The sequence below is a fragment of the Planococcus donghaensis genome (assembly GCF_001687665.2).
Lineage (GTDB): Bacteria > Bacillota > Bacilli > Bacillales_A > Planococcaceae > Planococcus > Planococcus donghaensis.
This window is the reverse complement of the sequence record NZ_CP016543.2, coordinates 89,386-113,771: the sequence shown is the minus strand read 5'-3', so window position 1 is coordinate 113,771 and position 24,386 is coordinate 89,386. Positions and strand designations below refer to the sequence as shown.

At 44.6% G+C, this 24,386-nt stretch carries 16 protein-coding genes, 12 tRNA genes and 3 rRNA genes; 4 read left to right on the top strand and 27 right to left on the bottom strand.

The features are described 5' to 3' along the window. Positions 1–15: 15 nt before the first annotated feature. The 25 genes from BCM40_RS00545 to tilS form a co-directional block, all read right to left on the bottom strand. Positions 16–91: transfer RNA gene (locus tag BCM40_RS00545), tRNA-Ala, on the bottom strand. A gap of 6 nt (positions 92–97) precedes the next feature. Beyond that, positions 98–174: transfer RNA gene (locus BCM40_RS00540), tRNA-Pro, on the bottom strand. Positions 175–203: 29 nt separating this feature from the next. Next, positions 204–280 (bottom strand) — tRNA-Arg (locus BCM40_RS00535). 19 nt (positions 281–299) lie between these two features. Continuing rightward, positions 300–388 (bottom strand) — tRNA-Leu (locus BCM40_RS00530). Positions 389–415: 27 nt separating this feature from the next. Then, a tRNA-Gly gene (locus tag BCM40_RS00525) sits at positions 416–490 on the bottom strand. Positions 491–495: 5 nt separating this feature from the next. Then, a tRNA-Leu gene (locus BCM40_RS00520) sits at positions 496–580 on the bottom strand. A gap of 21 nt (positions 581–601) precedes the next feature. Next, positions 602–677: transfer RNA gene (locus BCM40_RS00515), tRNA-Lys, on the bottom strand. Between the two features lie 7 nt (positions 678–684). After that, a tRNA-Thr gene (locus BCM40_RS00510) sits at positions 685–760 on the bottom strand. 7 nt (positions 761–767) lie between these two features. Next, positions 768–843, bottom strand: a tRNA-Val gene (locus BCM40_RS00505). A 10-nt stretch (positions 844–853) separates the two neighbouring features. After that, a 5S ribosomal RNA gene (gene rrf / locus BCM40_RS00500) occupies positions 854–969 on the bottom strand. A gap of 138 nt (positions 970–1,107) precedes the next feature. Beyond that, positions 1,108–4,040: ribosomal RNA gene (locus BCM40_RS00495) — 23S ribosomal RNA — on the bottom strand. Positions 4,041–4,160: 120 nt separating this feature from the next. Then, positions 4,161–4,236 (bottom strand) — tRNA-Ala (locus tag BCM40_RS00490). An 8-nt stretch (positions 4,237–4,244) separates the two neighbouring features. Beyond that, a tRNA-Ile gene (locus BCM40_RS00485) sits at positions 4,245–4,321 on the bottom strand. Positions 4,322–4,447: 126 nt separating this feature from the next. Then, positions 4,448–5,998, bottom strand: a 16S ribosomal RNA gene (locus BCM40_RS00480). The 16S, 23S and 5S rRNA genes sit together here with 11 tRNA genes alongside, the layout of an rRNA operon. Before the next feature lie 374 nt (positions 5,999–6,372). Further along, a complete protein-coding gene (lysS, locus tag BCM40_RS00475) occupies positions 6,373–7,857 on the bottom strand; it encodes a lysine--tRNA ligase (RefSeq protein ID WP_065527590.1) in 1,485 nt (494 codons plus the stop codon). A 156-nt stretch (positions 7,858–8,013) separates the two neighbouring features. Continuing rightward, positions 8,014–8,502 carry a 2-amino-4-hydroxy-6-hydroxymethyldihydropteridine diphosphokinase gene (gene folK, locus BCM40_RS00470; protein ID WP_065527591.1) on the bottom strand — a complete coding sequence of 163 codons (489 nt, stop codon included), beginning with the start codon at positions 8,500–8,502 and terminating at the stop codon, positions 8,014–8,016. Then, on the bottom strand, positions 8,499–8,864 hold the full coding sequence (gene folB / locus BCM40_RS00465) for a dihydroneopterin aldolase (protein WP_065527592.1): 366 nt from the start codon (positions 8,862–8,864) through the stop codon (positions 8,499–8,501). The genes folK and folB overlap by 4 nt, the downstream gene beginning before the upstream one ends. Continuing rightward, complete coding sequence (gene folP / locus BCM40_RS00460; protein ID WP_065527593.1) at positions 8,864–9,676, bottom strand: dihydropteroate synthase; 813 nt, start codon at positions 9,674–9,676, stop codon at positions 8,864–8,866. Before folP ends, folB begins: the two co-directional genes overlap by 1 nt. A gap of 117 nt (positions 9,677–9,793) precedes the next feature. Next, positions 9,794–10,735, bottom strand: a complete 942-nt coding sequence (gene cysK / locus BCM40_RS00455; protein WP_065527594.1) for a cysteine synthase A — start codon at positions 10,733–10,735, stop codon at positions 9,794–9,796. Positions 10,736–10,867: 132 nt separating this feature from the next. Next, positions 10,868–11,809, bottom strand: a complete 942-nt coding sequence (locus tag BCM40_RS00450) for a peptidyl-prolyl cis-trans isomerase (protein WP_065527595.1) — start codon at positions 11,807–11,809, stop codon at positions 10,868–10,870. Next, entirely contained in the window at positions 11,793–12,674 is an 882-nt protein-coding gene (hslO, locus tag BCM40_RS00445; protein WP_065527596.1) for an Hsp33 family molecular chaperone HslO, read from the bottom strand. The genes BCM40_RS00450 and hslO overlap by 17 nt, the downstream gene beginning before the upstream one ends. A gap of 17 nt (positions 12,675–12,691) precedes the next feature. Beyond that, entirely contained in the window at positions 12,692–13,459 is a 768-nt protein-coding gene (locus BCM40_RS00440) for a type III pantothenate kinase (protein ID WP_065527597.1), read from the bottom strand. Between the two features lie 115 nt (positions 13,460–13,574). Beyond that, positions 13,575–15,593, bottom strand: a complete 2,019-nt coding sequence (gene ftsH / locus BCM40_RS00435) for an ATP-dependent zinc metalloprotease FtsH (RefSeq protein ID WP_065527598.1) — start codon at positions 15,591–15,593, stop codon at positions 13,575–13,577. Positions 15,594–15,714: 121 nt separating this feature from the next. After that, entirely contained in the window at positions 15,715–16,266 is a 552-nt protein-coding gene (gene hpt, locus BCM40_RS00430; protein WP_065527599.1) for a hypoxanthine phosphoribosyltransferase, read from the bottom strand. A gap of 10 nt (positions 16,267–16,276) precedes the next feature. Beyond that, complete coding sequence (gene tilS / locus BCM40_RS00425) at positions 16,277–17,689, bottom strand: tRNA lysidine(34) synthetase TilS (RefSeq protein ID WP_065527600.1); 1,413 nt, start codon at positions 17,687–17,689, stop codon at positions 16,277–16,279. Positions 17,690–17,804: 115 nt separating this feature from the next. Here tilS and BCM40_RS00420 point away from each other — a divergent pair. After that, positions 17,805–17,878, top strand: a tRNA-Met gene (locus BCM40_RS00420). A gap of 154 nt (positions 17,879–18,032) precedes the next feature. Here the strand turns inward: BCM40_RS00420 and BCM40_RS00415 are convergent. Both BCM40_RS00415 and BCM40_RS00410 read right to left on the bottom strand, forming a co-directional pair. Further along, positions 18,033–18,455, bottom strand: a complete 423-nt coding sequence (locus tag BCM40_RS00415; protein WP_008433134.1) for a S1 domain-containing RNA-binding protein — start codon at positions 18,453–18,455, stop codon at positions 18,033–18,035. A 119-nt stretch (positions 18,456–18,574) separates the two neighbouring features. Next, the gene (locus BCM40_RS00410) at positions 18,575–18,997 is read right to left on the bottom strand and encodes an FtsB family cell division protein (protein WP_065527601.1); all 423 of its coding nucleotides are present in this window, start codon (positions 18,995–18,997) and stop codon (positions 18,575–18,577) included. Between the two features lie 278 nt (positions 18,998–19,275). Between BCM40_RS00410 and BCM40_RS00405 the strand changes: the two genes are divergently transcribed. From BCM40_RS00405 to argF, 3 genes are read left to right on the top strand one after another with little or no spacing between them, the layout of a single operon-like run. Next, on the top strand, positions 19,276–20,346 hold the full coding sequence (locus BCM40_RS00405) for a carbamoyl phosphate synthase small subunit (protein ID WP_065527602.1): 1,071 nt from the start codon (positions 19,276–19,278) through the stop codon (positions 20,344–20,346). After that, complete coding sequence (locus BCM40_RS00400; protein WP_065527603.1) at positions 20,339–23,434, top strand: carbamoyl-phosphate synthase (glutamine-hydrolyzing) large subunit; 3,096 nt, start codon at positions 20,339–20,341, stop codon at positions 23,432–23,434. The genes BCM40_RS00405 and BCM40_RS00400 overlap by 8 nt, the downstream gene beginning before the upstream one ends. Continuing rightward, a complete protein-coding gene (argF, locus tag BCM40_RS00395) occupies positions 23,431–24,384 on the top strand; it encodes an ornithine carbamoyltransferase (RefSeq protein ID WP_065527604.1) in 954 nt (317 codons plus the stop codon). Before BCM40_RS00400 ends, argF begins: the two co-directional genes overlap by 4 nt. The last annotated feature ends 2 nt before the right edge of the window (positions 24,385–24,386 follow it).

Here is a 24,386-nt window from a genome sequence, read left to right as displayed (position 1 = left end):
ATATCAAGAAAATTATGGTGGAGCCTAGCGGGATCGAACCGCTGACCTCCTGCGTGCAAGGCAGGCGCTCTCCCAGCTGAGCTAAGGCCCCATTGTTTGGTCGGGAAGACAGGATTCGAACCTGCGACCCCTTGGTCCCAAACCAAGTGCTCTACCAAGCTGAGCTACTTCCCGAACTTAGATGCTGAGTTTGTAAAAAAATATGGCGCGCCCGAGAGGACTCGAACCTCTAACCGCTTGATTCGTAGTCAAGTACTCTATCCAATTGAGCTACGGGCGCTTTATGCTATTGTTGTAAATGGTGCCGAGGACCGGAATCGAACCGGTACGGTAGTCACCTACCGCAGGATTTTAAGTCCTGTGCGTCTGCCAGTTCCGCCACCCCGGCTAGGGGTCGAGATTCTGTAAAACATTATGGAGCGGAAGACGAGGTTCGAACTCGCGACCTCCACCTTGGCAAGGTGGCGTTCTACCACTGAACTACTTCCGCAAAAATGGTGCGGGTGAAGGGAGTCGAACCCCCACGCCCGAAGGCGCTAGATCCTAAGTCTAGTGCGTCTGCCAGTTCCGCCACACCCGCGTGGCAATATCAATATTAAAATGGTGAGCCATGAAGGATTCGAACCTTCGACCCTCTGATTAAAAGTCAGATGCTCTACCAGCTGAGCTAATGGCTCGAGAAAGTGGTGCCGGAGAAAGGAGTCGAACCCTCGACCTACTGATTACAAGTCAGTTGCTCTACCAACTGAGCTACTCCGGCGAAAAAATGGTGGAGGATGACGGGATCGAACCGCCGACCCTCTGCTTGTAAGGCAGATGCTCTCCCAGCTGAGCTAATCCTCCGATATGTATTGCCCAGCGACGTCCTACTCTCACAGGGGGAAACCCCCAACTACCATCGGCGCAAAAGAGCTTAACTGCCGTGTTCGGGATGGGAACGGGTGTGGCCTCTTTGCCATCATCACTGGACTATTTGGTTTTGAAAGACAAGATTTATTATACCAGTATACCACTGGTTTTTTCAAGCTTTTTTTCAAAAACTTTTTTCTTATTCTTTCAAAACTGGATAAACGACATTGGAACGGGCAAGTCTTCGTGTACATGGTTTTGGTTAAGTCCTCGATCGATTAGTATTCGTCAGCTGCACATGTCGCCACGCTTCCACCTCGAACCTATCTACCTCATCGTCTTTGAGGGATCTTACTTGCTTGCGCAATGGGAAATCTCATCTTGAGGGGGGCTTCGTGCTTAGATGCTTTCAGCACTTATCCCGGCCACACATAGCTACCCAGCGATGCCCTTGGCAGAACAACTGGTACACCAGCGGTGTGTCCATCCCGGTCCTCTCGTACTAAGGACAGCTCCTCTCAAATTTCCTGCGCCCGCGACGGATAGGGACCGAACTGTCTCACGACGTTCTGAACCCAGCTCGCGTACCGCTTTAATGGGCGAACAGCCCAACCCTTGGGACCGACTACAGCCCCAGGATGCGATGAGCCGACATCGAGGTGCCAAACCTCCCCGTCGATGTGGACTCTTGGGGGAGATAAGCCTGTTATCCCCGGGGTAGCTTTTATCCGTTGAGCGATGGCCCTTCCATGCGGAACCACCGGATCACTAAGCCCGTCTTTCGACCCTGCTCGACATGTACGTCTCGCAGTCAAGCTCCCTTCTGCCTTTACACTCTGCGAATGATTTCCAACCATTCTGAGGGAACCTTTGGGCGCCTCCGTTACTCTTTAGGAGGCGACCGCCCCAGTCAAACTGCCCGCCTGACACTGTCTCCCAAGCCGATCAGGCTTGTGGGTTAGAATTTCAATACAACCAGGGTAGTATCCCACCGACGCCTCCTCCGAAGCTGGCGCTCCGGGCTCTAAGGCTCCTACCTATCCTGTACAAGTTGCACCAAAATTCAATATCAGGCTACAGTAAAGCTCCACGGGGTCTTTCCGTCCTGTCGCGGGTAACCTGCATCTTCACAGGTACTATAATTTCACCGAGTCTCTCGTTGAGACAGTGCCCAGATCGTTACGCCTTTCGTGCGGGTCGGAACTTACCCGACAAGGAATTTCGCTACCTTAGGACCGTTATAGTTACGGCCGCCGTTTACTGGGGCTTCAATTCGCACCTTCGCTTGCGCTAAGCACTCCTCTTAACCTTCCAGCACCGGGCAGGCGTCAGCCCCTATACGTCACCTTACGGTTTTGCAGAGACCTGTGTTTTTGCTAAACAGTCGCCTGGGCCTATTCACTGCGGCTCTCTCGGGCTATACACCCTACCAGAGCACCCCTTCTCCCGAAGTTACGGGGTCATTTTGCCGAGTTCCTTAACGAGAGTTCACTCGCTCACCTTAGAATTCTCTTCTCGCCTACCTGTGTCGGTTTGCGGTACGGGCACCTCCCGCCTCGCTAGAGGCTTTTCTTGGCAGTGTGAAATCAGGGACTCTGAGACTCAGTCTCTTGCCATCACAGCTCAACGTATCAGGAATGGGATTTGCCTCATTCCACGCCTCACTGCTTGGACGTGCACAACCAACGGCACGCTCACCTTATCCTTCTGCGTCCCCCCATTGCTCAAACGGCGGGGAGGTGGTACAGGAATATCAACCTGTTGTCCATCGTCTACGCCTATCGGCCTCGACTTAGGTCCCGACTAACCCTGAGCGGACGAGCCTTCCTCAGGAAACCTTAGGCATTCGGTGGACGGGATTCTCACCCGTCTTTCGTTACTCATACCGGCATTCTCACTTCTAAGCGCTCCACCAGTCCTTCCGGTCTGACTTCAACGCCCTTAGAACGCTCTCCTACCACGGATCTCTTACGAGATCCATCCACAGCTTCGGTAATCCGTTTAGCCCCGGTACATTTTCGGCGCAGTGTCACTCGACCAGTGAGCTATTACGCACTCTTTAAATGATGGCTGCTTCTAAGCCAACATCCTGGTTGTCTAAGCAACGCCACATCCTTTTCCACTTAACGGATATTTGGGGACCTTAGCTGGTGGTCTGGGCTGTTTCCCTCTTGACTACGGATCTTATCACTCGCAGTCTGACTCCCAAGCATAAATCACTGGCATTCGGAGTTTGTCTGAATTCGGTAACCCGGGATGGGCCCCTAGTCCAAACAGTGCTCTACCTCCAGGATTCTCGATCTTGAGGCTAGCCCTAAAGCTATTTCGGAGAGAACCAGCTATCTCCAGGTTCGATTGGAATTTCTCCGCTACCCACACCTCATCCCCGCACTTTTCAACGTGCGTGGGTTCGGGCCTCCAGTAAGTGTTACCTTACCTTCACCCTGGACATGGGTAGATCACCTGGTTTCGGGTCTACAACTGCATACTCTGTCGCCCTATTCAGACTCGCTTTCGCTGCGGCTCCGCCTTCTCAGCTTAACCTTGCATGCAATCGTAACTCGCCGGTTCATTCTACAAAAGGCACGCCATCACCCATTAACGGGCTTTGACTACTTGTAGGCACACGGTTTCAGGATCTATTTCACTCCCCTTCCGGGGTGCTTTTCACCTTTCCCTCACGGTACTGGTTCACTATCGGTCACTAGGAAGTATTTAGCCTTGGGAGATGGTCCTCCCAGATTCCGACGGAATTTCACGTGTTCCGCCGTACTCAGGATCCACTCTGGAGGGGCAAGGTTTTCGGCTACGGGGCTGTTACCCACTGCGGCGGACCGTTCCAGGTCGCTTCGCCTAATCCTACCTTTTGTAACTCCGTATAGAGTGTCCTACAACCCCAAGAGGCAAGCCTCTTGGTTTGGGCTGATCCCGTTTCGCTCGCCGCTACTCAGGGAATCGCATTTGCTTTCTCTTCCTCCAGGTACTTAGATGTTTCAGTTCCCTGGGTCTGCCTTCTCATGTGCTATAGATTCACACATGGATACTACTCGATTAAAAGTAGTGGGTTCCCCCATTCGGAAATCTCCGGATCACAGCTCACTTACAGCTCCCCGAAGCATATCGGTGTTAGTGCCGTCCTTCTTCGGCTCCTAGTGCCAAGGCATCCACCGTGCGCCCTTTCTAACTTAACCAATGGTTAATTAAAAAGTTGTGACAAAATGTCACGCGTACTTGAATTTCTTGCATTTGTTTCAATGTCGTTTTATCCAGTTTTCAAAGAACAAGTTCATCATTTCTGCGTACAAAATGATTGGTGGAGCCTAGCGGGATCGAACCGCTGACCTCCTGCGTGCAAGGCAGGCGCTCTCCCAGCTGAGCTAAGGCCCCAAGAAGAATGGTGGGCCTAAATGGACTCGAACCATCGACCTCACGCTTATCAGGCGTGCGCTCTAACCAGCTGAGCTATAGGCCCTCTTGAGTATAATTGTCTTACTGATAGAAGATCGATTCAATGTTGCCATTGAAGATGAACCTTCAAAACTGAACGCAAAACGTCAACCCCGGAGCGCTAGGCGCCCGGTTCCGAATTTATCCTTAGAAAGGAGGTGATCCAGCCGCACCTTCCGATACGGCTACCTTGTTACGACTTCACCCCAATCATCTGTCCCACCTTCGGCGGCTGGCTCCACAAGGGTTACCTCACCGACTTCGGGTGTTACAAACTCTCGTGGTGTGACGGGCGGTGTGTACAAGGCCCGGGAACGTATTCACCGTGGCATGCTGATCCACGATTACTAGCGATTCCGGCTTCATGCAGGCGAGTTGCAGCCTACAATCCGAACTGAGAACGGTTTTATGGGATTGGCTCCCCCTCGCGGGTTGGCAACCCTTTGTACCGTCCATTGTAGCACGTGTGTAGCCCAGGTCATAAGGGGCATGATGATTTGACGTCATCCCCACCTTCCTCCGGTTTGTCACCGGCAGTCACCTTAGAGTGCCCAACTGAATGCTGGCAACTAAGATCAAGGGTTGCGCTCGTTGCGGGACTTAACCCAACATCTCACGACACGAGCTGACGACAACCATGCACCACCTGTCACCACTGTCCCCGAAGGGAAAAGTGTATCTCTACACCGGGCAATGGGATGTCAAGACCTGGTAAGGTTCTTCGCGTTGCTTCGAATTAAACCACATGCTCCACCGCTTGTGCGGGCCCCCGTCAATTCCTTTGAGTTTCAGCCTTGCGGCCGTACTCCCCAGGCGGAGTGCTTAATGCGTTAGCTGCAGCACTAAGGGGCGGAAACCCCCTAACACTTAGCACTCATCGTTTACGGCGTGGACTACCAGGGTATCTAATCCTGTTTGCTCCCCACGCTTTCGCGCCTCAGCGTCAGTTACAGACCAGAAAGTCGCCTTCGCCACTGGTGTTCCTCCACATCTCTACGCATTTCACCGCTACACATGGAATTCCACTTTCCTCTTCTGCACTCAAGTCCTCCAGTTTCCAATGACCCTCCACGGTTGAGCCGTGGGCTTTCACATCAGACTTAAAGGACCGCCTGCGCGCGCTTTACGCCCAATAATTCCGGACAACGCTTGCCACCTACGTATTACCGCGGCTGCTGGCACGTAGTTAGCCGTGGCTTTCTGGTGAGGTACCGTCAAGGTACCAGTAGTTAATTGGTACTTGTTCTTCCCTCACAACAGAGTTTTACGATCCGAAAACCTTCGTCACTCACGCGGCGTTGCTCCGTCAGACTTTCGTCCATTGCGGAAGATTCCCTACTGCTGCCTCCCGTAGGAGTCTGGGCCGTGTCTCAGTCCCAGTGTGGCCGATCACCCTCTCAGGTCGGCTACGCATCGTCGCCTTGGTAGGCCATTACCCCACCAACTAGCTAATGCGCCGCGGGCCCATCCTGCAGTGACAGCCGAAACCGTCTTTCCGTGCAGCCTCAGGAGAGGCCGCAAACTATTCGGTATTAGCACCGGTTTCCCGGAGTTATCCCGATCTGCAGGGCAGGTTGCCCACGTGTTACTCACCCGTCCGCCGCTAAACCAGAAGGAGCAAGCTCCTCTGGTTCCGCTCGACTTGCATGTATTAGGCACGCCGCCAGCGTTCGTCCTGAGCCAGGATCAAACTCTCCATTATAGAGTAGTGTTGATTGCTCAATACTGCTGGCGTATCGCCGTCCGAAGACGCACGATTCGCTTTGATCTGCATACTGCTGATCAGTAAGTTTTGCGCGGGCCGTTTTGCGCGGCCGTTGCTGTTTGTTGACGTTTTGCTGTTCAGTTTTCAAGGTTCAAGTTATTTGCCGCTTCATGTCACGGCGACTTTTCAATATTACCAACTTCTTTTTAAGAAGTCAATAACTTTTTCTTTTTTATTTCTTCGCATCTTTTATTATGAAAAACGCGACAAGAAATAGTATAGCATCATTCAAATTTTGATACAAGTGTTTTTTTAAAAAAAGACCGATTTAAAGGTCTAAGACCTTTAAATCGGTACCCCTCTTAACTTTTCTACTCTTTCGGACGCATTTGTGGGAACAATAAAACATCTCTAATAGATGAAGAATTTGTTAACAACATAATTAATCGATCAATTCCAATTCCTAATCCACCTGTTGGTGGCAATCCATATTCTAGAGCTTCAATGAAATCTTCGTCCATTTCATGAGCTTCATCGTTACCTTCAGCTTTTTCAACCAATTGAGCTTCGAAACGCTGACGTTGATCGATTGGATCGTTTAACTCTGTAAATGCATTAGCATGTTCACGGCGCACTATAAACAATTCAAAGCGATCTGTAAAACGTTCATCTTCTGGGTTTTTCTTAGCTAGAGGTGAAATTTCAACTGGATGTCCATAAATAAAAGTTGGTTGAACTAATTGTTCTTCCACTTTTTGCTCAAAGAACTCATTTAAGATATGGCCGACTTCCATTGTAGATTTGATTTCAATATTGTGTTCTTTCGCTAAAGCTTGAGCTTCTTCTTTAGTCATATGCTTCCAGAAGTCTACGCCTGTATATTCTTTAACAGCATCAGCCATGTGCAGTCGCTTCCAGCCTACAGCCAAGTTAATTTGATCTTCTCCATATTGAACTGTGGTAGTCCCGAGAACTTCTTGTGCAATATGAGCCACTAAGTTTTCTGTAAGGGCCATGATGTCGTTATAATCTGCGTAAGCTTCATATAATTCTAACATCGTGAACTCAGGGTTATGACGAGTTGAGATTCCTTCGTTGCGGAAGACGCGTCCAATTTCATAAACCTTTTCTAATCCACCTACAATTAAGCGTTTCAAGTGAAGCTCAATCGCAATGCGGATATACAATTCCATATCTAATGCGTTGTGGTGTGTAATAAACGGTTTTGCAGCCGCTCCCCCAGCAATTGAATGAAGCATCGGAGTTTCAACTTCCAAGAATCCTTCATTATCTAAGTAACGACGCATTGATTGGATAATACGACTACGCAGAATAAAGGTCTCTTTGCTTTCTTCACTTGTCAGTAAATCTAAATAACGCTGACGGTAACGTTGCTCTACATCTTTTAAGCCATGGAATTTTTCCGGTAATGGGCGTAACGCTTTTGTAAGGAACTCCACTTCTTTTACTTTAATGGAAAGTTCGCCTACGTTTGTTTTAAATACGACACCTTTAATCCCAAGAATATCCCCTAAGTCAACTGTGTTATAAAACTCGTAAGCTTCATCACCAATTGCATCTTTACGTACGTAAATTTGGATTTGACCTTTTAAATCTTGAATATGCGCAAAGCCGGCTTTTCCTTTTCCGCGCTTAGTCATAACCCGTCCAGCAATTACTACTTCATGTGATGCTTCTTCAAGTTCTTCTTTAGAAAACTTGCCATATTGCTCAATTATTTCTTCAGATAAGTGAGTCCGCTCGAAACGGCCACCAAATGGATCCATTCCGTTATCTCGGAAATTCTGCATTTTTTGACGCCTTACTACTAATTGATCGTTTAATTCTTCTGACATGCCCTACACTCCTTTATCTGTTTCACATTAAATCTCATTCATGTATTTCTCTATTGTACACAATTTCTTACCATACTACATAAAAAAGCTGCCACGAATTTGTGACAGCTTCAAGTTCCACTCATTAATAAAGATCGAATTTCTCTTATGCCCTAGTTACTCTTCTAGTAAAAATGCTTCAACGTCCTTATATGATTTCCATAAACGAACGCCGTCTGCTTTAAAGCTGTGCACTATTTTAAATTCTGGTGCAAGTTCAAGTAACGGCACCATAACGAATGCGCGTTCCTCCATGCGCGGGTGCGGAACAATAAGCCTTTCACTTTCTATGTTATCTCGGTTATACAATAAAATATCAAGGTCTATCGTTCTCGGTCCCCATCTAACAAGGCGCTTGCGATTTAAATTATGTTCAATCTCCTGACACACATCCAACAACTTGAATGCATCCAATTCCGTTTCGAGCTGAACAACCATATTTAGAAAAGGTTCTTGCTCTGTAAATCCTACAGGATCTGTTTCGTAGAGAGAAGAAATGCGCGTAACGGTAATAGAAGGAGATTTCGAAAGTTGCGATACTGCTTGTCGCAACATCTCAAAGCGATCTCCCATATTAGAACCGAGTGATAAATAACTTTGGTTCATGCAAACTTCCCTCGCGTCAATTCAATCGCTACCGATTTATAATGACCAGGAATCGGAGGATCTGGTTTGATTAGCTGGACACGGATGCCTTTCACTAAAGGAAAGTCGGCTAGAATTCGATTGGCGACACTTTCCGCTACGGCTTCCACCAATTTCTTTGGCTCTCCCTCGACAATTGAACGACACGCTTCATAAACTTCTCCGTAATGTACTGTATGCTCTAGCGCGTCAGTTTCTCCAGCTTGCTGCAAATCCACAGCTAACGAAACCGTTAAACGAAATCGTTGACCCAATTTCGTTTCTTCCGGAAACACCCCATGATAACCATAAAACTCCATATCATTTACATGAATAAAATCCATTATTTCTCCTCCTTATATGAGCATTTGCCTGTTAGCGCATCCATCATCCGCACTGTGCGCACTGTTTCTTTTACATCATGAACCCGGACAATGCTGCAACCTTGGTTAATGCCATAGCAAACAGTTGCGAGTGAACCTTCCAACCGCTCTTCTACAGTAGTATTTAAAATCTTACCAATGAATGATTTTCTAGAAGTACCAAGAAGCACCGGGTATCCCAATTCTGCTATTCGCCCAATTGACTGGATTGCTTGCAAGTTTTGCTCAACCGATTTAACAAATCCCACACCTGGATCGAGCCAAATATTTTCTTTTGGAACACCAGCAGAAAGAGCGATTTCAATACTTTCTTTAAGATCTTCTACTAGATTTTCATGAAAATTCGAATAAGCTGTATCGTTACGATTATGCATCAAGACGATTGGCACATTCCACTTTGCCGCCACTTTTACAATTTCGGGATCGTATTTAGCTCCCCAAATATCATTAATAATATGGGCACCTGCAGCAATTGCCGCTTCTGCTACACGTGATTTATAGGTATCGACAGAAATTATTACGTCGAACTTTTGACGCAACTCTTGGATTACAGGAATAATCCGTCCAATTTCTTCTTCGTCTGAAATTTGCACATGACCTGGTCGCGTCGACTCACCACCTACGTCGATTATGTCCACACCATCCGCGATCATTTGCTTAGCATGCGTTAGCGCTTGTTGTACCCCACTATACTTTCCACCGTCAGAAAAAGAATCGGGCGTAACATTTAATATACCCATAACGAGCGTTTTATCTTTAACATTGATTTCCACAGAATTCACCGTCCAACATTCGAATATGTATCATTAGGCGCGCCTTCATCTTACCTTATTTAAACGGTTTGTTTCCATAGAAAAAGAGCGGACGCTATGTCCGCTCTTTTCAACCGTTTAGTTCGATTCATCAAATTGGTAGAGCGGTGTGCTTAAGTAGCGTTCTCCGTTGGACGGAATAATCGCTAGCACTTTTTTGCCTTTACCTAAACGTTTCGCAACTTGAAGTGCAGCGTAAATGGCCGCTCCTGAAGATACCCCTCCAAGAATGCCTTCTTCGCGAGCTGCTTGACGCGCCGTATCGTATGATTGATCGTTCGTTACTTGAATAATTTCATCGTATACTTTGGTATCGAGTACTGCCGGAACAAATCCAGCTCCGATTCCTTGGATTTTGTGAGGTCCTGGCTTGCAACCTGATAACACAGCTGAATCAGCAGGTTCTACTGCAACGATGCGAATTTCTGGATACTTTTCTTTTAATACTTGACCAGCACCTGTGATCGTTCCGCCAGTACCAATTCCTGAAACAAATGCATCTAGTTGTTCGCCCATTGTTTCAACGATTTCTGGGCCCGTCGTTAACCGATGAACTTCAGGGTTTGCTTCGTTATTAAATTGTTGAGGCATAAACCAACCGTTTTCAGCTGCATTTTTCTCAGCCGTTTTAATCGCACCGTTTGGTCCATTCATACCGTCTGGACCTGGCGTTAAAATCAATTCAGCGCCATAAGCACGCAACAAGTTGCGACGCTCCATGCTCATCGTCTCCGGCATAACCAAAACAGATTTATAGCCTTTTGCAGCTGCGATCATCGCTAAACCGATTCCTGTGTTTCCGCTTGTTGGTTCGATAATTGTGTCGCCTTCTTTTAGATCTCCGGACTGTTCAGCCGCTTCAATCATTGCAAGTGCAATTCTATCTTTTACGCTGCTGCCTGGGTTGAAGTATTCTAATTTCAAATAAACGTCTGCATCTTCAGGACCTGTTAACCGATTCAACTTTACAATAGGTGTTTGTCCAATCAAATCAGTAATTGAATTTCCTACACGCGCCATTTTTCAACACTCCTAATCCCTAGTAATTTTGTCGACTTTAATGAAGCTAATGTTATCAATACGGTAAGGCTTTTGTCAAATTGCATGAATTCATAAAAAATAGACGTTTCGTAATGAAACGTCTAAAAATAGTTATTCTCCATAAAACCATTCAGCATCAAATTCCTGCCAAAATGCTTCAGGGGTTACGGCTTGTGGCAATTGTTCTAGTGCTAGCTCACGGTTGATATGCCCTTCTACATCTTCATAAGAAAATGTTTGACCATTCACTTTTTCTGTAACAGAAATAATAGCCGTTTTGCCGTTTTCCAATGGGAGTGGCGAAGACCATCCGCCCACTTCTACTTTTGAAACAGCTTTCGCAATATTAGCATCTACGCCAGGTTCGCCATTGGAAATATAGCCAATATCTCCACCAAGGTTACCTGTTGCGCTGTCAATTGATCGTTCCCGAGCAGTCGCTTCGAATGAAGAGCCTTTTTCAAGTTCTTTGATCGTCTCTTCTGCTTCGGCTGATGAATTTAATACGATAATGCGCGTACGATACGAATCTTTCACATCATAAAGCGACTCGTTATCGTCATAAAACGCTTTAATCTCTTCTTTTTCAATAACAACGTCTTTCGTTAGCACTTTTTCTAAAATTAATTGGGCTTTTATTTTCTCACGTTGACGTGCATCGTCCACTGTATATAGCGCGGCTTCCGTACCATCTCGCGAAGAACGTACTAGCGCTAACTCCAAATCAATTTCTTTGTCACTAACTTCAATGCCATAATCTTGAGCCGCAGTGGCCATTACTTTTTCATTGACTAATTCGAGTAACGCTTCACGACCATGCTGCTCTTCCATAGAAGCTAACCACTCTTCTCGTGTGATTGCTTCCCCACTGACAGAAGCGACTTTTTCCGCTTTGCCTGTTTCATTCGGAATTAACCAAGCAATAAACCACAAAATATTAAATAACAATAATACACCGATGATCATTAACACCGGTTTGGTTTTTAAATGTCGTTTAGGCTTGACTGCACCTGCCGGTGGCGCAGGTCGCCGATTATTATAACTGGAGCTCATTGATAAACGTCTCGAGTTCCTCTTTAGAATAATGATACGTTTCCAAGCAGAAATGGCATTGCGCTTCCGCCATTCCATCTTCATCGATCATGTCTTGAATTTCTTTTTCTCCAAGTCCAAGAATAGCTGTCGCAAAACGATCTTTGGAACAATTGCATTCAAAATTCACCGGCATTTTATCAAGAATTTGGACATTCTCTTTTCCAAGTACTGCTTCGAGTATTTCTTCTGGCGATAATCCACGCTGAATCATATGAGAAACAGGTTCAATTCCAGAGAGATGCTCTTCAATTTCCGTAATGGTTTCGTCGTCTGTATTTGGCATCAATTGAATGATAAATCCACCTGCTGCCAAAATCGAGTTGTCTGTATCTACCAAAACACCTAACCCAACTGATGAAGGCACTTGTTCTGAAGTAGCAAAATAATAAGTAAAGTCTTCAGCAATTTCACCTGAAACAATCGGTGTTTGACCTGTGAAATTATCACGCATGCCCAAATCTTTCACAACGGACATCATGCCATCAGTACCCACCGCCCGGCTAACATCTAATTTACCTTGCGCGTTTAAATCAAAATGAGTTTGCGGATTCGAAACATAGCCACGAACTCCACCTTTAGCGTTGCTATCTACTAGCAATGCGCCAATAGGTCCGCCTCCTTCAAACTTGATCGTTACTTTATCATCGCCTTTTAGCATTGCGCCGAGCATCACGCCACCTGTCATTGCTCGCCCTAATGCGGCGGAAGCTGTTGGCCACATCATATGGCGACGTTGTGCTTCTCCTACTGTTTTCGTGCTGTCTACTGCAAATGCACGGACACTCCCATTAAAACCGAGGCCGCGAACTAAATAATCTGACACATCTATCGTTCCTTTCTTTACGCTTGGTTGCGTTTGTAAATTAAATAAAGTCCTTTTAATGTTAAATAAGGATCTACGTAATCAATAATCGTTGTTTCACCAGCAATCAAAGAAGCCATACCGCCAGTCGCAATTACGACCGGTTTTTCTTTGCCGTCTTTTTTTATGCGCGAGACAATTCCTTCTACCTGACCAACATAACCATACACAATACCCGCTTGCATCGCAGAAATGGTATTTTTGCCCACTACGTGCTCGGGTGTAGTGATTTCAATCCGCGGGAGTTTAGCAGCACGCGCATACAGTGCTTCTGTCGAAATATTAATACCAGGAGCAATAGCGCCTCCCATGTACTGTTGCTTTTCATTAATATAACAGAAAGTATTGGCAGTTCCAAAATCAACAATAATCAACGGACCCCCATATTCATGGATTGCCGCGACTGCATTTACGATTCGGTCAGTTCCAACTTCACGTGGATTATCATACTTAATGTTCAATCCTGTCTTAACACCAGGTCCGACAATTAACGGTTTTACTTGAAAATACTTTTGGCACATCCGCTCTAAAGTAGAGACGATTGGCGGGACAACGGACGACATAATAATACCCGTAACTGAAGAAAAACTTAAACCCACATCTTGGAGAAATGCTTTAATCTGCATGCCATATTCATCTTCCGTTTTGCGGCGAAGGGTTTCCATCCGCCAATGGTGCATCAATTGGTCTTGATCGTATACCCCTAGGACAATGCTTGTATTTCCAGCATCCATTACTAAAATCATGATTTAGCCTCACTTATCGACGAATTTCCAACACATCATACCACAATTTTAAGAAAGCAAAAAGCTGATTGCCTTCCCTATAGAAAGGGAATGGGCAACCAGCTCGTCACTTTTATTATTTACGTTTTTCGTCAATCGACTCTCCTACAGAGCCCGTTTGTCCGTCTTCTGAAGGCAAGTCTCCCGCTGAAGGGTCAGCTGGTGCACCTATCGCTTCTGAAGTATCGCTATCTTTTTTCAAATCCGGTTTACTTTCGTCTCCGAAATCACCGTTTAATGTTTCGTAATCGCGTTCAGGAAGCGTACCATGGTCTTTCAAATGCAGAATTTGTGCTGCATCTAATGTTTCCACTTCAAGCAATGTCGTCGCGATCAATTCAAGAAGTTCTTTCTTCTCAGTCAGAATTTCTTTCGTGCGAATATATTGCTCTTTAATAATACGTTGCATTTCCTGATCAATTTCAAAGGCAATAGCATCTGAATAATTTTGTTCAGAATTAAAGTCACGTCCTAAGAATACGTTACCGCCTTGGGCTGTCCCAAATTGAACCGGTCCGATTTTGTCACTCATGCCGTATTCCGTTACCATGCTACGGGCAATTGCCGTAGCACGTTGGAAATCGTTATGAGCGCCAGTTGATACTTCGCCGAACATGATATCTTCTGCTACACGTCCACCTAGCAAACCAGAAATCTTATCAAGCAATTCAGGTTTTGTCATAAAGTAACGGTCTTCTTTTGGTAGCATGACTGCATAGCCGCCAGCTTGTCCGCGAGGAACGATCGTTACTTTGTGAACTGTTTCAGCATCATCAAGCGTTAACCCGATAACCGTATGGCCAGCTTCGTGGAAAGCCACGATATTGCGCTCTTTTTTCGAGATGACGCGGTTTTTCTTAGCAGGACCTGCAATAACGCGGTCAGATGCTTCATCAAGATCAGACATATCGATTTTAAGTTTATTGCGACGAGCCGCAACAAGTGCTGCTTCGTTCAATAAGTTCTCTAAATCAGCACCTGAGAATCCAGGTGTACGCTGAGCGATTGCTTTTAAATCAACATTTTCGTCAAGCGGTTTATTGCGCGCATGAACTTTAAGAACTTCTTCGCGGCCTTTAACATCCGGACGACCTACAGTAATCTGACGGTCAAAACGCCCTGGACGAAGTAAAGCCGGATCCAGAATATCTGGACGGTTAGTTGCGGCAATAATAATAACACCTTCGTTTGCACCAAAGCCATCCATTTCAACCAATAGTTGGTTTAGTGTTTGCTCACGCTCATCGTGTCCACCACCGAGACCAGCGCCACGTTGGCGTCCGACTGCGTCGATTTCATCGATAAAAATGATACAAGGTGCATTTTTCTTCGCGTTTTCAAACAAATCACGAACTCGAGAAGCCCCGACACCAACAAACATCTCTACAAAATCCGAACCACTAATAGAGAAGAAAGGAACACCTGCTTCTCCAGCAACAGCACGAGCTAGTAAAGTTTTACCAGTACCCGGAGGTCCAACAAGCAAAATCCCTTTTGGAATACGAGCGCCAATGTCTGCAAATCTGCGCGGATCTTTCAAGAAATCAACAACTTCAACAAGTTCTTGTTTTTCTTCATCTGCTCCAGCTACATCGTTAAAGCGAACTTTTTGTTTTTGATCATCATATAACTTCGCTTTACTCTTACCGAAGTTCATCACACGACCGCCTCCGCCGCCTTGCGATTGATTAAGTAAGAAGAAGAAAAGAATGAAAATGATGATAAATGGAATGATACCTGTGAAAAATGAAACCCAACCACTTGTTTGTGGAGCTTTCAAATATTCAATCTCGACACCATCTTGTGCTTTTGCAACTGCATCAATTTCTGCAGTTAATGCTTCGTTCTCTAATGGAATATTCGTCACAAAAGATTGACCTTCGTCATATCCAGTCATTTTCCCTGTCACTTCATAAACCATTGCATCTGGTTGGATTGTAACTTCCTCAATCTCTCCATTTTCCAATGCTGCTAAAAATTCGTTATATCCTATATTTTCAGTCGGCTGGTTACTATTGTTAAAGGTACCCAGAATCCCGATAATAACTAGGAAAATCAGTAAATAAAATATGGTGTATCGAAATATCCGATTCATCCCGCGCCCCCTCATAAAGTTTCCCTAAAACTATACTAAATACTACCATAGGAACATTTCAGCATACAACGAAAAGGCCTTATTCTCGCTGTTTAATCGATAGACTGTGAACGATCGTTGTCTATTCTGCTTCTTCGCTATAAATTGCAGGCTTCAGAATTCCGATATACGGTAAGTTCCGGTATTTTTCTGCGTAATCCAAGCCGTACCCAACAACAAATGCATCAGGTACTTCAAAACCAACATAATCAGCTTTCAAGTCTACTTTACGTCCCGATGGTTTATCCAGCAATGTAACAATTTTAATTGAATTTGCTTTGCGATATTTGAATAGGTCCACTAAATAGCTAAGTGTCATCCCACTATCAATGATATCTTCAATGATTAGTAGATCGCGCCCTTCAACACTCGCATTTAAATCTTTTACAATTTTAACTTCTCCAGAAGAAACAGTGGCGTTGCCGTAACTCGATACATCCATGAAATCCATTTCGATAAAACCATCAATGCGTTTCATCAAATCTCCCATGAACGGCATTGCACCCTTTAGTACACCGATTGCTAGTGGATATTTGCCTTTATAATCCTCTGTCAACGTTGCTCCTAGTTCACGTGCTTTGTCTTGCAATTGTTCTTCGCTAATCAATATTTCTTTAATGTCATTCTGTAACATGGTGGACCTCCTAGTATTCCTTGTTTTCATTGTATAAAAGTTGTTCAATTAGTACCCAATTGTCTCCATCACGCTTTTGACGGCTAACGAGAGCCGATGAGCGTAAGCCTGGCACTAATAAAAGTTCGTTTTTGTCAGTTGTGATGACAGGCCAACTTTCTCTCATAGGCACAGGAATTTTTTCATCAATCATTAAACGCGATAGCTTTTTCGGATGATTCATCCCCGTAAGTAGAATCCGGTCTCCCGGTTTTCTGCTTCGCAAAAAGAAATTAGCGTTTTTCGGTGCTTGAAAATACCAAGTCGCGAGATTTTCACTTTGTTCCTGTTGAACAGTTGGCACCACTTTGTACCGGCGACCACCATAAACAGGCGTCCAGTCAGCAGTAATGTTGATGGGCTCAGGGTCAGTCACTGGTTCTCGCGATTGACGACCGAGCAAAACCGTGTCATATTGTCGGATCGCTATATAATGTTGCGGCAAATGTAAAAAAACAGTGCCCGATGAACTTTGCATCATTTCCCGCATTTGTTCGACCAGCTGTCTCGTTAACGGAACTTGCTTCGGATTATATAGATAGTTTAATAGTAGTAGAACCATTCTTTTTTGTAAAGCATGCGCTTCAACTCTGAAACTTTTGGCAGATAAAACAATTTGGTCATTTTCTATTCGAATCAGTTGCTGCAATTTCTGTTGGGCTAATTCTTGTAAAAACTGTTGATCTTGTTGCATGTCTTCAGCAAGTTCTACAAAATGTTGAGAAACCTTGCTATTTTCTTCTTTTAAAAGCGGCAAAACGTTTTGTCGCAAGCGATTTCGTGTATAGGTCGCTTCAGCGTTGCTCGAATCTTCTCGATATGGAATGTTTAGCGATTTTGCATATGCGCTAATTTGCTCTTTTACCACTGCCAACAGCGGACGGATCAACCGACCGTTTCCAAACGGACGGCTTGCTAACATGCCAAATGAGCCATCCTGTAAACTGCCTCTGACTCCTGACATCAAGATGGTTTCAAGTTGATCGTCCGCGTGGTGGGCGGTCGCAAACTTAGTAGCACCAGTTTGTTTCATAACTTCGAGAAAGTAACTATAGCGTTCAGTACGGCATACTTGTTGCTTGTTGCCACCTTTTTTTTCTAAAATCGCTGGAATAGGAATTGCTCGACTAAAGCATTCAATCCCCCATTGTTTCGCTATTTTTTCAGTAAACAAGCGATCTTTATCGGATTCTTCTCCTCTTAACATATGATCTACATGAACAGCAGCAACCGAAATGCCTAGGTCTGCCTTTATTGAATTCAAAAAATAAAGTAAGACCATCGAGTCAATTCCACCTGAACACCCGATGAGTACTTTATCTCCAGTTTGTAGTAATTGATGCTTGTTCATGTGTTGCATGAGTAACGCTTGAAAATCCTTCACTATCTTCACCTCACCTGCTTATCTCTGCCTTTGAAATTTATCTAAAAAATATTTTAAAATTGTAATTGACAGGCGCATCTATCAATAGTATGCTATTAAATGTTCGTTTAAACAAGGCGGCGTAGCTCAGCTGGCTAGAGCGTACGGTTCATACCCGTGAGGTCGGGGGTTCGATCCCCTCTGCCGCCATCATAGTTCCAAAAAAGCAGTGTCCTTCTAGGACGCTGCTTTTTTTATTTCAAAAATAATATCAAAAAAAACGCTTCTCAAACTGAGAAGCGTTTCCGCATAAATTTCAAGCTGTATTGAAGCATTTCCCTATACTATTAAAACAGCTAGCAAGTTAGCCTCTTTTTGCCCCTCTGCCGCCACGTTTTGATTCAGTCGCGCGCTTTAAGGTCGTCATATTTTCTTCGCTGTCTTTCAAGAACTTCGCCATTTTTGTTTCAAAGTTCTCTTTTGGAGCGCGGTCAAATGAACGATTGTTGCTCGGGCGTGGTCGTTGTGGTCGTTCTGTGCCGCCAGCTGGTTGTGGCTTCGCTTTACGAATCGAAAGCCCAATCTTCCCGTCTGCTTCTACATTCATGACTTTCACTTCTACCATTTCGCCAACTTTAAGATGATCGTTAATATCTTTTACATAGTTGTCGGCTACTTCACTTATATGCACGAGGCCTGTTGCACCAGTTGGAAGCTGAACAAATGCTCCAAAGTTTGTAATACCTGTGACTTTACCTTCTAACTTGCTGCCTACTTCAATCGACATAAAAAAAATGCTCCTCCTTAAAATTTAAGATGACTCCAAAGTAATATCGGGTCACGCTGTCATTTTGCGGGACTTGTCCCACTTTTTATTATAACCATCAAAAAAAGAGTGTCAACTGACTACTCTTTTTCTGATGCCTTTTCTTCATCTTTTTTTTCGTCATGTGGGGTAGTAAAAATAATTTCTCCTTCTTCTGAGAGAAAGTAATCTTTACGCGCTAATTTAGCCAAATATTCTTCGTCATTCAATAGCAAGATTTGTTCTTCTAGCTGATTTTGTTGCTTTTCAACTTGTTCAAGCTCTAGCAACGCTTCTTCACGAAGCTGCGCTTTTTCAGAAATGGTTTGTGTTTGTGCATAAATAGTCGACCCAATCCAAATAGTCGCCATTAAAACCACAAACCCAAATACTGCCAATCTTCTCATTAATCGAACTTTATGAGCAGATTTACGCTTTTCTTCGATTTCAACCGAACGGACATAGTCATTGCGAATTGAGGTGACTTCGCGCTTTTCAGCTTTGTTATCTCTCTTCAAACTCATGACCCGCTCTCCCTTCATACTAACTTTGTCATTATTATACATGAAAAGCTTTAAAAACATAAGCGTTTTCAATAATTTTCCCTTTTTTCACTTCTTTCTTCGATAAGGACTTACGACTGGTTTTTGTTTTATTATAAAAATACAGTTGACTTAATTTTTATACAGACATATAATACTTATCATTATCTTTTCACTTAACATTAAAGGGAATCTTAACAAAGAACATTAGATTAATTTTATAAATATACACTTTCAATGAATAAAATAGGGGTGAAGACATGTCAGGTACAGTAACATTAGCAAACGGCAAAGCATTTAACGGGCAATGGCACGGTAAAGCTACTGCGATTCAAGGAGAAATCGTCTTTTTTACAGGAATGACCGGTTATGAAGAAGTTTTAACAGATCCGTCATATAAAGGACAAATCATTGTGTTTTCTTATCCCCTTATTGGTCAATACGGCATCCAGTCGCTTTATGCACAGTCTGATCTGATTCAAGCGGCTGGTATTATTGTCACAAACTTATATGAAGGACCGCTTGGCAATGGGGCAATTTCATTCGCTGAGTTTGCTGCCAATCATAGCATTCCGATTTTAAGCGGTGTTGATACGCGTTCTGTGATCCAAAACATTCGTGATTCCGGCACAATGCAATCACAACTAATCCACACTTCCTTTCCCGAACTCGCTTGGGAGCCGGTGCAAACGCATTTTTTCCCTGCTACTCAAACAACACAAGAGCTTCAAACAATTGGAAACGGTACGACACATATTGGGTTAATTGATTTTCATTATAAATCCTCTATTTTAAAACAGTTGCTGCAACTCGATTGCAAAGTAACGATTATTCCTTATGCGACGCCAACAGAACAGCTGGATCATCTCGGGCTTGATGGTCTGTTATTTTCAAATGGTCCCGGAGACCCTGCCGCTCTTCAACAGCTATTTCCGACATACCGGGACTGGGCAGAGCGCTATCCGAGTTTCGGCATTTGCCTTGGCCACCAAGTACTGGCTTCCGCATTTGGTGCGAAAACAACGAAGCTTGCCTATGGTCACCGTGGAGCCAATCACCCTGTGATGAACGTACAAACAAAGCGCGTCAGCATGAGTTCGCAAAATCATAGCTATGTTGTTGAAAGCGACAGCCTTATACCTACACCTTTTTCGGTTCTTTATAAAAATGTCAACGACGGCAGTATTGAAGGCCTTGTTCACGATTCTTTACCCGTGACTACGGTCCAATTCCACCCCGAAGCAGCACCGGGTCCAACTGACCACCTTGACTTATTCGAACAATTTCTAAATGTCGCCAAGCAACCAGAAGGAGTGAAAGTCCATGCCTAAGCACGAACACATAAAAAAAGTATTGGTCATTGGCTCTGGTGCCATCGTCATTGGTCAAGCCGCTGAATTCGATTATTCGGGCACTCAAGCTTGTGTCGCATTAAAAGAAGAAGGCGTGGAAGTCATCTTAATCAACAATAATCCTGCAACGATTATGACCGATCAGTCTATTTCCGATAAAGTCTACTTCGAGCCGCTAACGTTAGATAGTGTCACTGCCATTATCGAAAAAGAACGACCGGATGGCTTGCTCGCAACAGTTGGCGGACAAACTGCCTTAAACTTAGCAATGGCTTTATCTGATTCGAGTATTTTAACGAAATATGGTGTTACGTTACTGGGGACCGACATGAAAGCCATTAAACAAGCGGAAGACCGCGAACAATTCCGCTCTTTGATGAACCAACTAGGCGAGCCGGTTCCGGATAGTGACATTATTTATTCGATTGAAGGAGCTTTGGAATTTGCAGATTCTGCGGGCTATCCACTCATCGTGCGCCCAGCTTATACGCTTGGTGGCTTTGGGGGCGGGATTGCTCAAGATGAAAAGACTTATATCGACTTAGTAAAACAAGGATTGAGTGCCAGTCCTATCAAGCAATGTTTAGTCGAAATTAGTATTGCTGGCTATAAAGAAATCGAATATGAAGTTATGCGTGACGCAGACGGAACGTGTATCACAATTTGCAATATGGAAAACTTCGATCCCGTCGGAGTGCATACAGGCGACTCGATTGTCGTAGCCCCTAGTCAAACATTAAACGATCAAGATTTCCATATGTTGCGTAGTTCTTCGATTCATATTATTAAAGCGCTTGGCATTATTGGCGCATGCAATGTGCAGTTTGCGCTGCATCCTGAAACTTCCGCTTATTATTTAATCGAAGTTAACCCGCGTGTCAGTCGTTCATCCGCTCTGGCTTCAAAAGCGACCGGATATCCGATTGCTAAAATTGCAGCGAAGTTGGCACTGGGTTACCAATTAGCTGAATTAAAAAACCCAGTGACAGGGACAACATTTGCTAGTTTTGAACCGGCTCTCGATTATGTAGCGGTGAAAATTCCGCGATGGCCGTTTGATCAATTCCCACAAATCGAACGAAAGCTCGGCACACAAATGAAAGCTACTGGTGAAGTGATGGCCATTGAACGCAGCATGGAAGCGGCATTGCAAAAAGCGATTCGTTCATTGGAGTTACCAATTGACGGCTTTCTCTCACCTGCTCTTAGCAAGTTTTCAACAGAATACTTATGCGAGTTGGCTATCGAAGCTGATGATCGTCGCCTGTTTGTCCTTTTTGAATTATTAGTTCGTGGCAAAACGATTGATTTTTTACATGGCCTCACCGGCATTACCCCTTACTTCTTATGGGTGATGAACAACATCGTTGACGAATGGCAGAAGCTTCAGCAAACCAATTGGAACGATATGACACACGCTCGCTTGCTACAAGCCAAGACTTTAGGTTTTAGCGATCAACAACTAGCTGATTTATGGAACGTTTCGTGTTCTGAAGTTTGGGGACAACGCAGACTTTGGCAAGTAACTCCTGCTTATCGCATGATCGATACGTGCGCTGCTGAGTTTTCGTCAAATACCAATTATTTTTATTCGAGTTGGCATGGCGCTTCAGATGTTAGCCGTCCTTATCATAAGAAGAAAGTAGCAGTGATTGGATCAGGTCCAATTCGCATTGGCCAAGGCATCGAGTTTGACTATTGCTGCGTTCACAGTGTGATGGCTGCTCAAAAACTTGGGTACGAAGCGATTATGATCAATAACAATCCAGAAACTGTGAGCACAGATTACGAAGTAGCAGATGCATTGTATTTTGAGCCAATTACACCAGAAGATATTTTAAATGTGTTGGACTTTGAAGGCATCAATCAAGTGATTCTCCAGTTTGGCGGACAAACTTCACTGAATGTAGCGGCAGCTTTAGAAAGCGCAGGGATTACCGTTCTCGGCTCGACAGTGGATTTACTAGATCAAATGGAAGACCGCGATCGTTTTTATGCATTTTTGGAATCAATCGGCTTACCGACCATACCGGGTAAAACAGCGCAGAATGCTGCTGAAGTTATACCGGCAGCTCGCTCACTCGGATTCCCGGTGTTATTACGCCCCTCTTACGTTATTGGCGGGCGCGGCATGATTGTGTTAGCAAATGAGCAAGAATTAACGGACTGGTTGCAACAAACAACTATGACATTCCCTGTATTGGTCGATCATTTTGTTACCGGAAAAGAAGTTGAAGCGGATATTTTAACCGACGGCGACAATGTTTGGGTATCAGCGATTTTTGAACACGTCGAAGGAACCGGTGTTCATTCTGGGGACAGCATCTCCGTTACACCACCGGTTTCATTGTCAGCATACGCTTTGCAAGAACTGACGGAAACCGCGAAACACATCGCCACAAACATGGACTATACCGGCTTATTTAATATCCAGTTTGTATATGAAAACAACCAATTATTCGTGATGGAGATTAACCCACGAGCATCACGTACTGCTCCTATCAGCTCAAAAATAACGGATGTGCCACTAGTTCAACATGCCACTGCTTTGTTGTTAGGCATACCGTTCGAAGAACTGGGTATTGAAGAGAGTTTCAACGGACAACCTGAATATACGGTGAAAGCACCTGTTTTCTCACATATTAAACTGCCTGGCTTGTCTCCTGTTCTATCACCCGAAATGATGTCTACAGGTGAAGTGATTGGATCTAGTTCAGATTTCGATATAGCGTTAGCGAAAGCGCTCAGCGGTGCTTCTGTTCAATTGGCTAACTTGGCTGAAGACGGCACGTTATTTGTCGCAACGTCCTCGATCGATCAAGTCGACAGCGCGTTATGGAAAACACTTGGACAAGAGGTCGTTACAGAAAGCTCTTTGTCTTTTGATGATTGGTTACAAACTGACAATAAAAAAGCGTATATCGATTTTTCTCCTGACCCGGACAGTACCCATGCTAAACAGGCCGCTATCCACCGTCTTCATGTGTGGACACGCCCTGAAACAATGGCTGCGTTTAACGGCAGCTTAACATCTACCCTATTCCCGAAAGGAGTGCTTGCAAAATGACAATGGCGATCCCATTTGCCCCATCAATTGTTCAAGAAGATTTTTTATCGCTAAAAGATTACAGCACGACAGAACTGATGGATTTGCTGAATTTGGCTATTGAATTAAAAAAACCAGAAAACAAGCATTTACCACTGTTAAAAGGAAAAGTACTCGGCATGATTTTCGAAAAATCCTCTACCCGTACGCGCGTTTCATTTGAAGCTGGGATGCTTCAACTTGGAGGCCACGCCATGTTCTTAAGCTCGCAAGATACACAACTTGGGCGCGGTGAAACCATTGCTGATACAGGACGCGTTTTATCCGGTTATTTGGACGGGTTGATGATTCGTACATATCACCAATCGACCGTTCAAGAACTAGCGGATTTTAGTTCCATTCCGGTAATCAATGGCTTAACCGACGATTATCATCCATGCCAAGTCATGGCTGATTTAATGACGATGCTTGAGCACTTTGGCACCTTAAAAGGTAAGAAAATGGCCTATATCGGAGACGGCAATAATATGGCCAACTCGTTAATGATTGGCGCCGCAAAAGTTGGAATGGATATTAGCATTGCTTCCCCTGCTGCTTATGCACCTACACCAGAAATGGTTGCTTTAGCAAAAGAAATCGCACATTATACCGGCTCAACAATCGAAATTACAGATAGCCCAGAAAAAGCGGTTACTGGTAGTGATGCTGTTTATACGGACGTTTGGGCGAGCATGGGGCAAGAACAAGAAACCATTGAACGCCTAGAACATTTCCAAGGGTTTCAAGTAAACGAAGAACTCGTTAAGCATGCCAATCCTGACTTTATCTTTATGCATTGTCTGCCTGCTCATCGCGAGGAAGAAGTGACTACCGCTATTTTAGAAGGACCACAATCGGTTATTTTCCAGCAATCGGAAAATCGTTTACATGCTCAAAAAGCAGTGCTTGTTGCATTGATGGGTGATAAATAAAA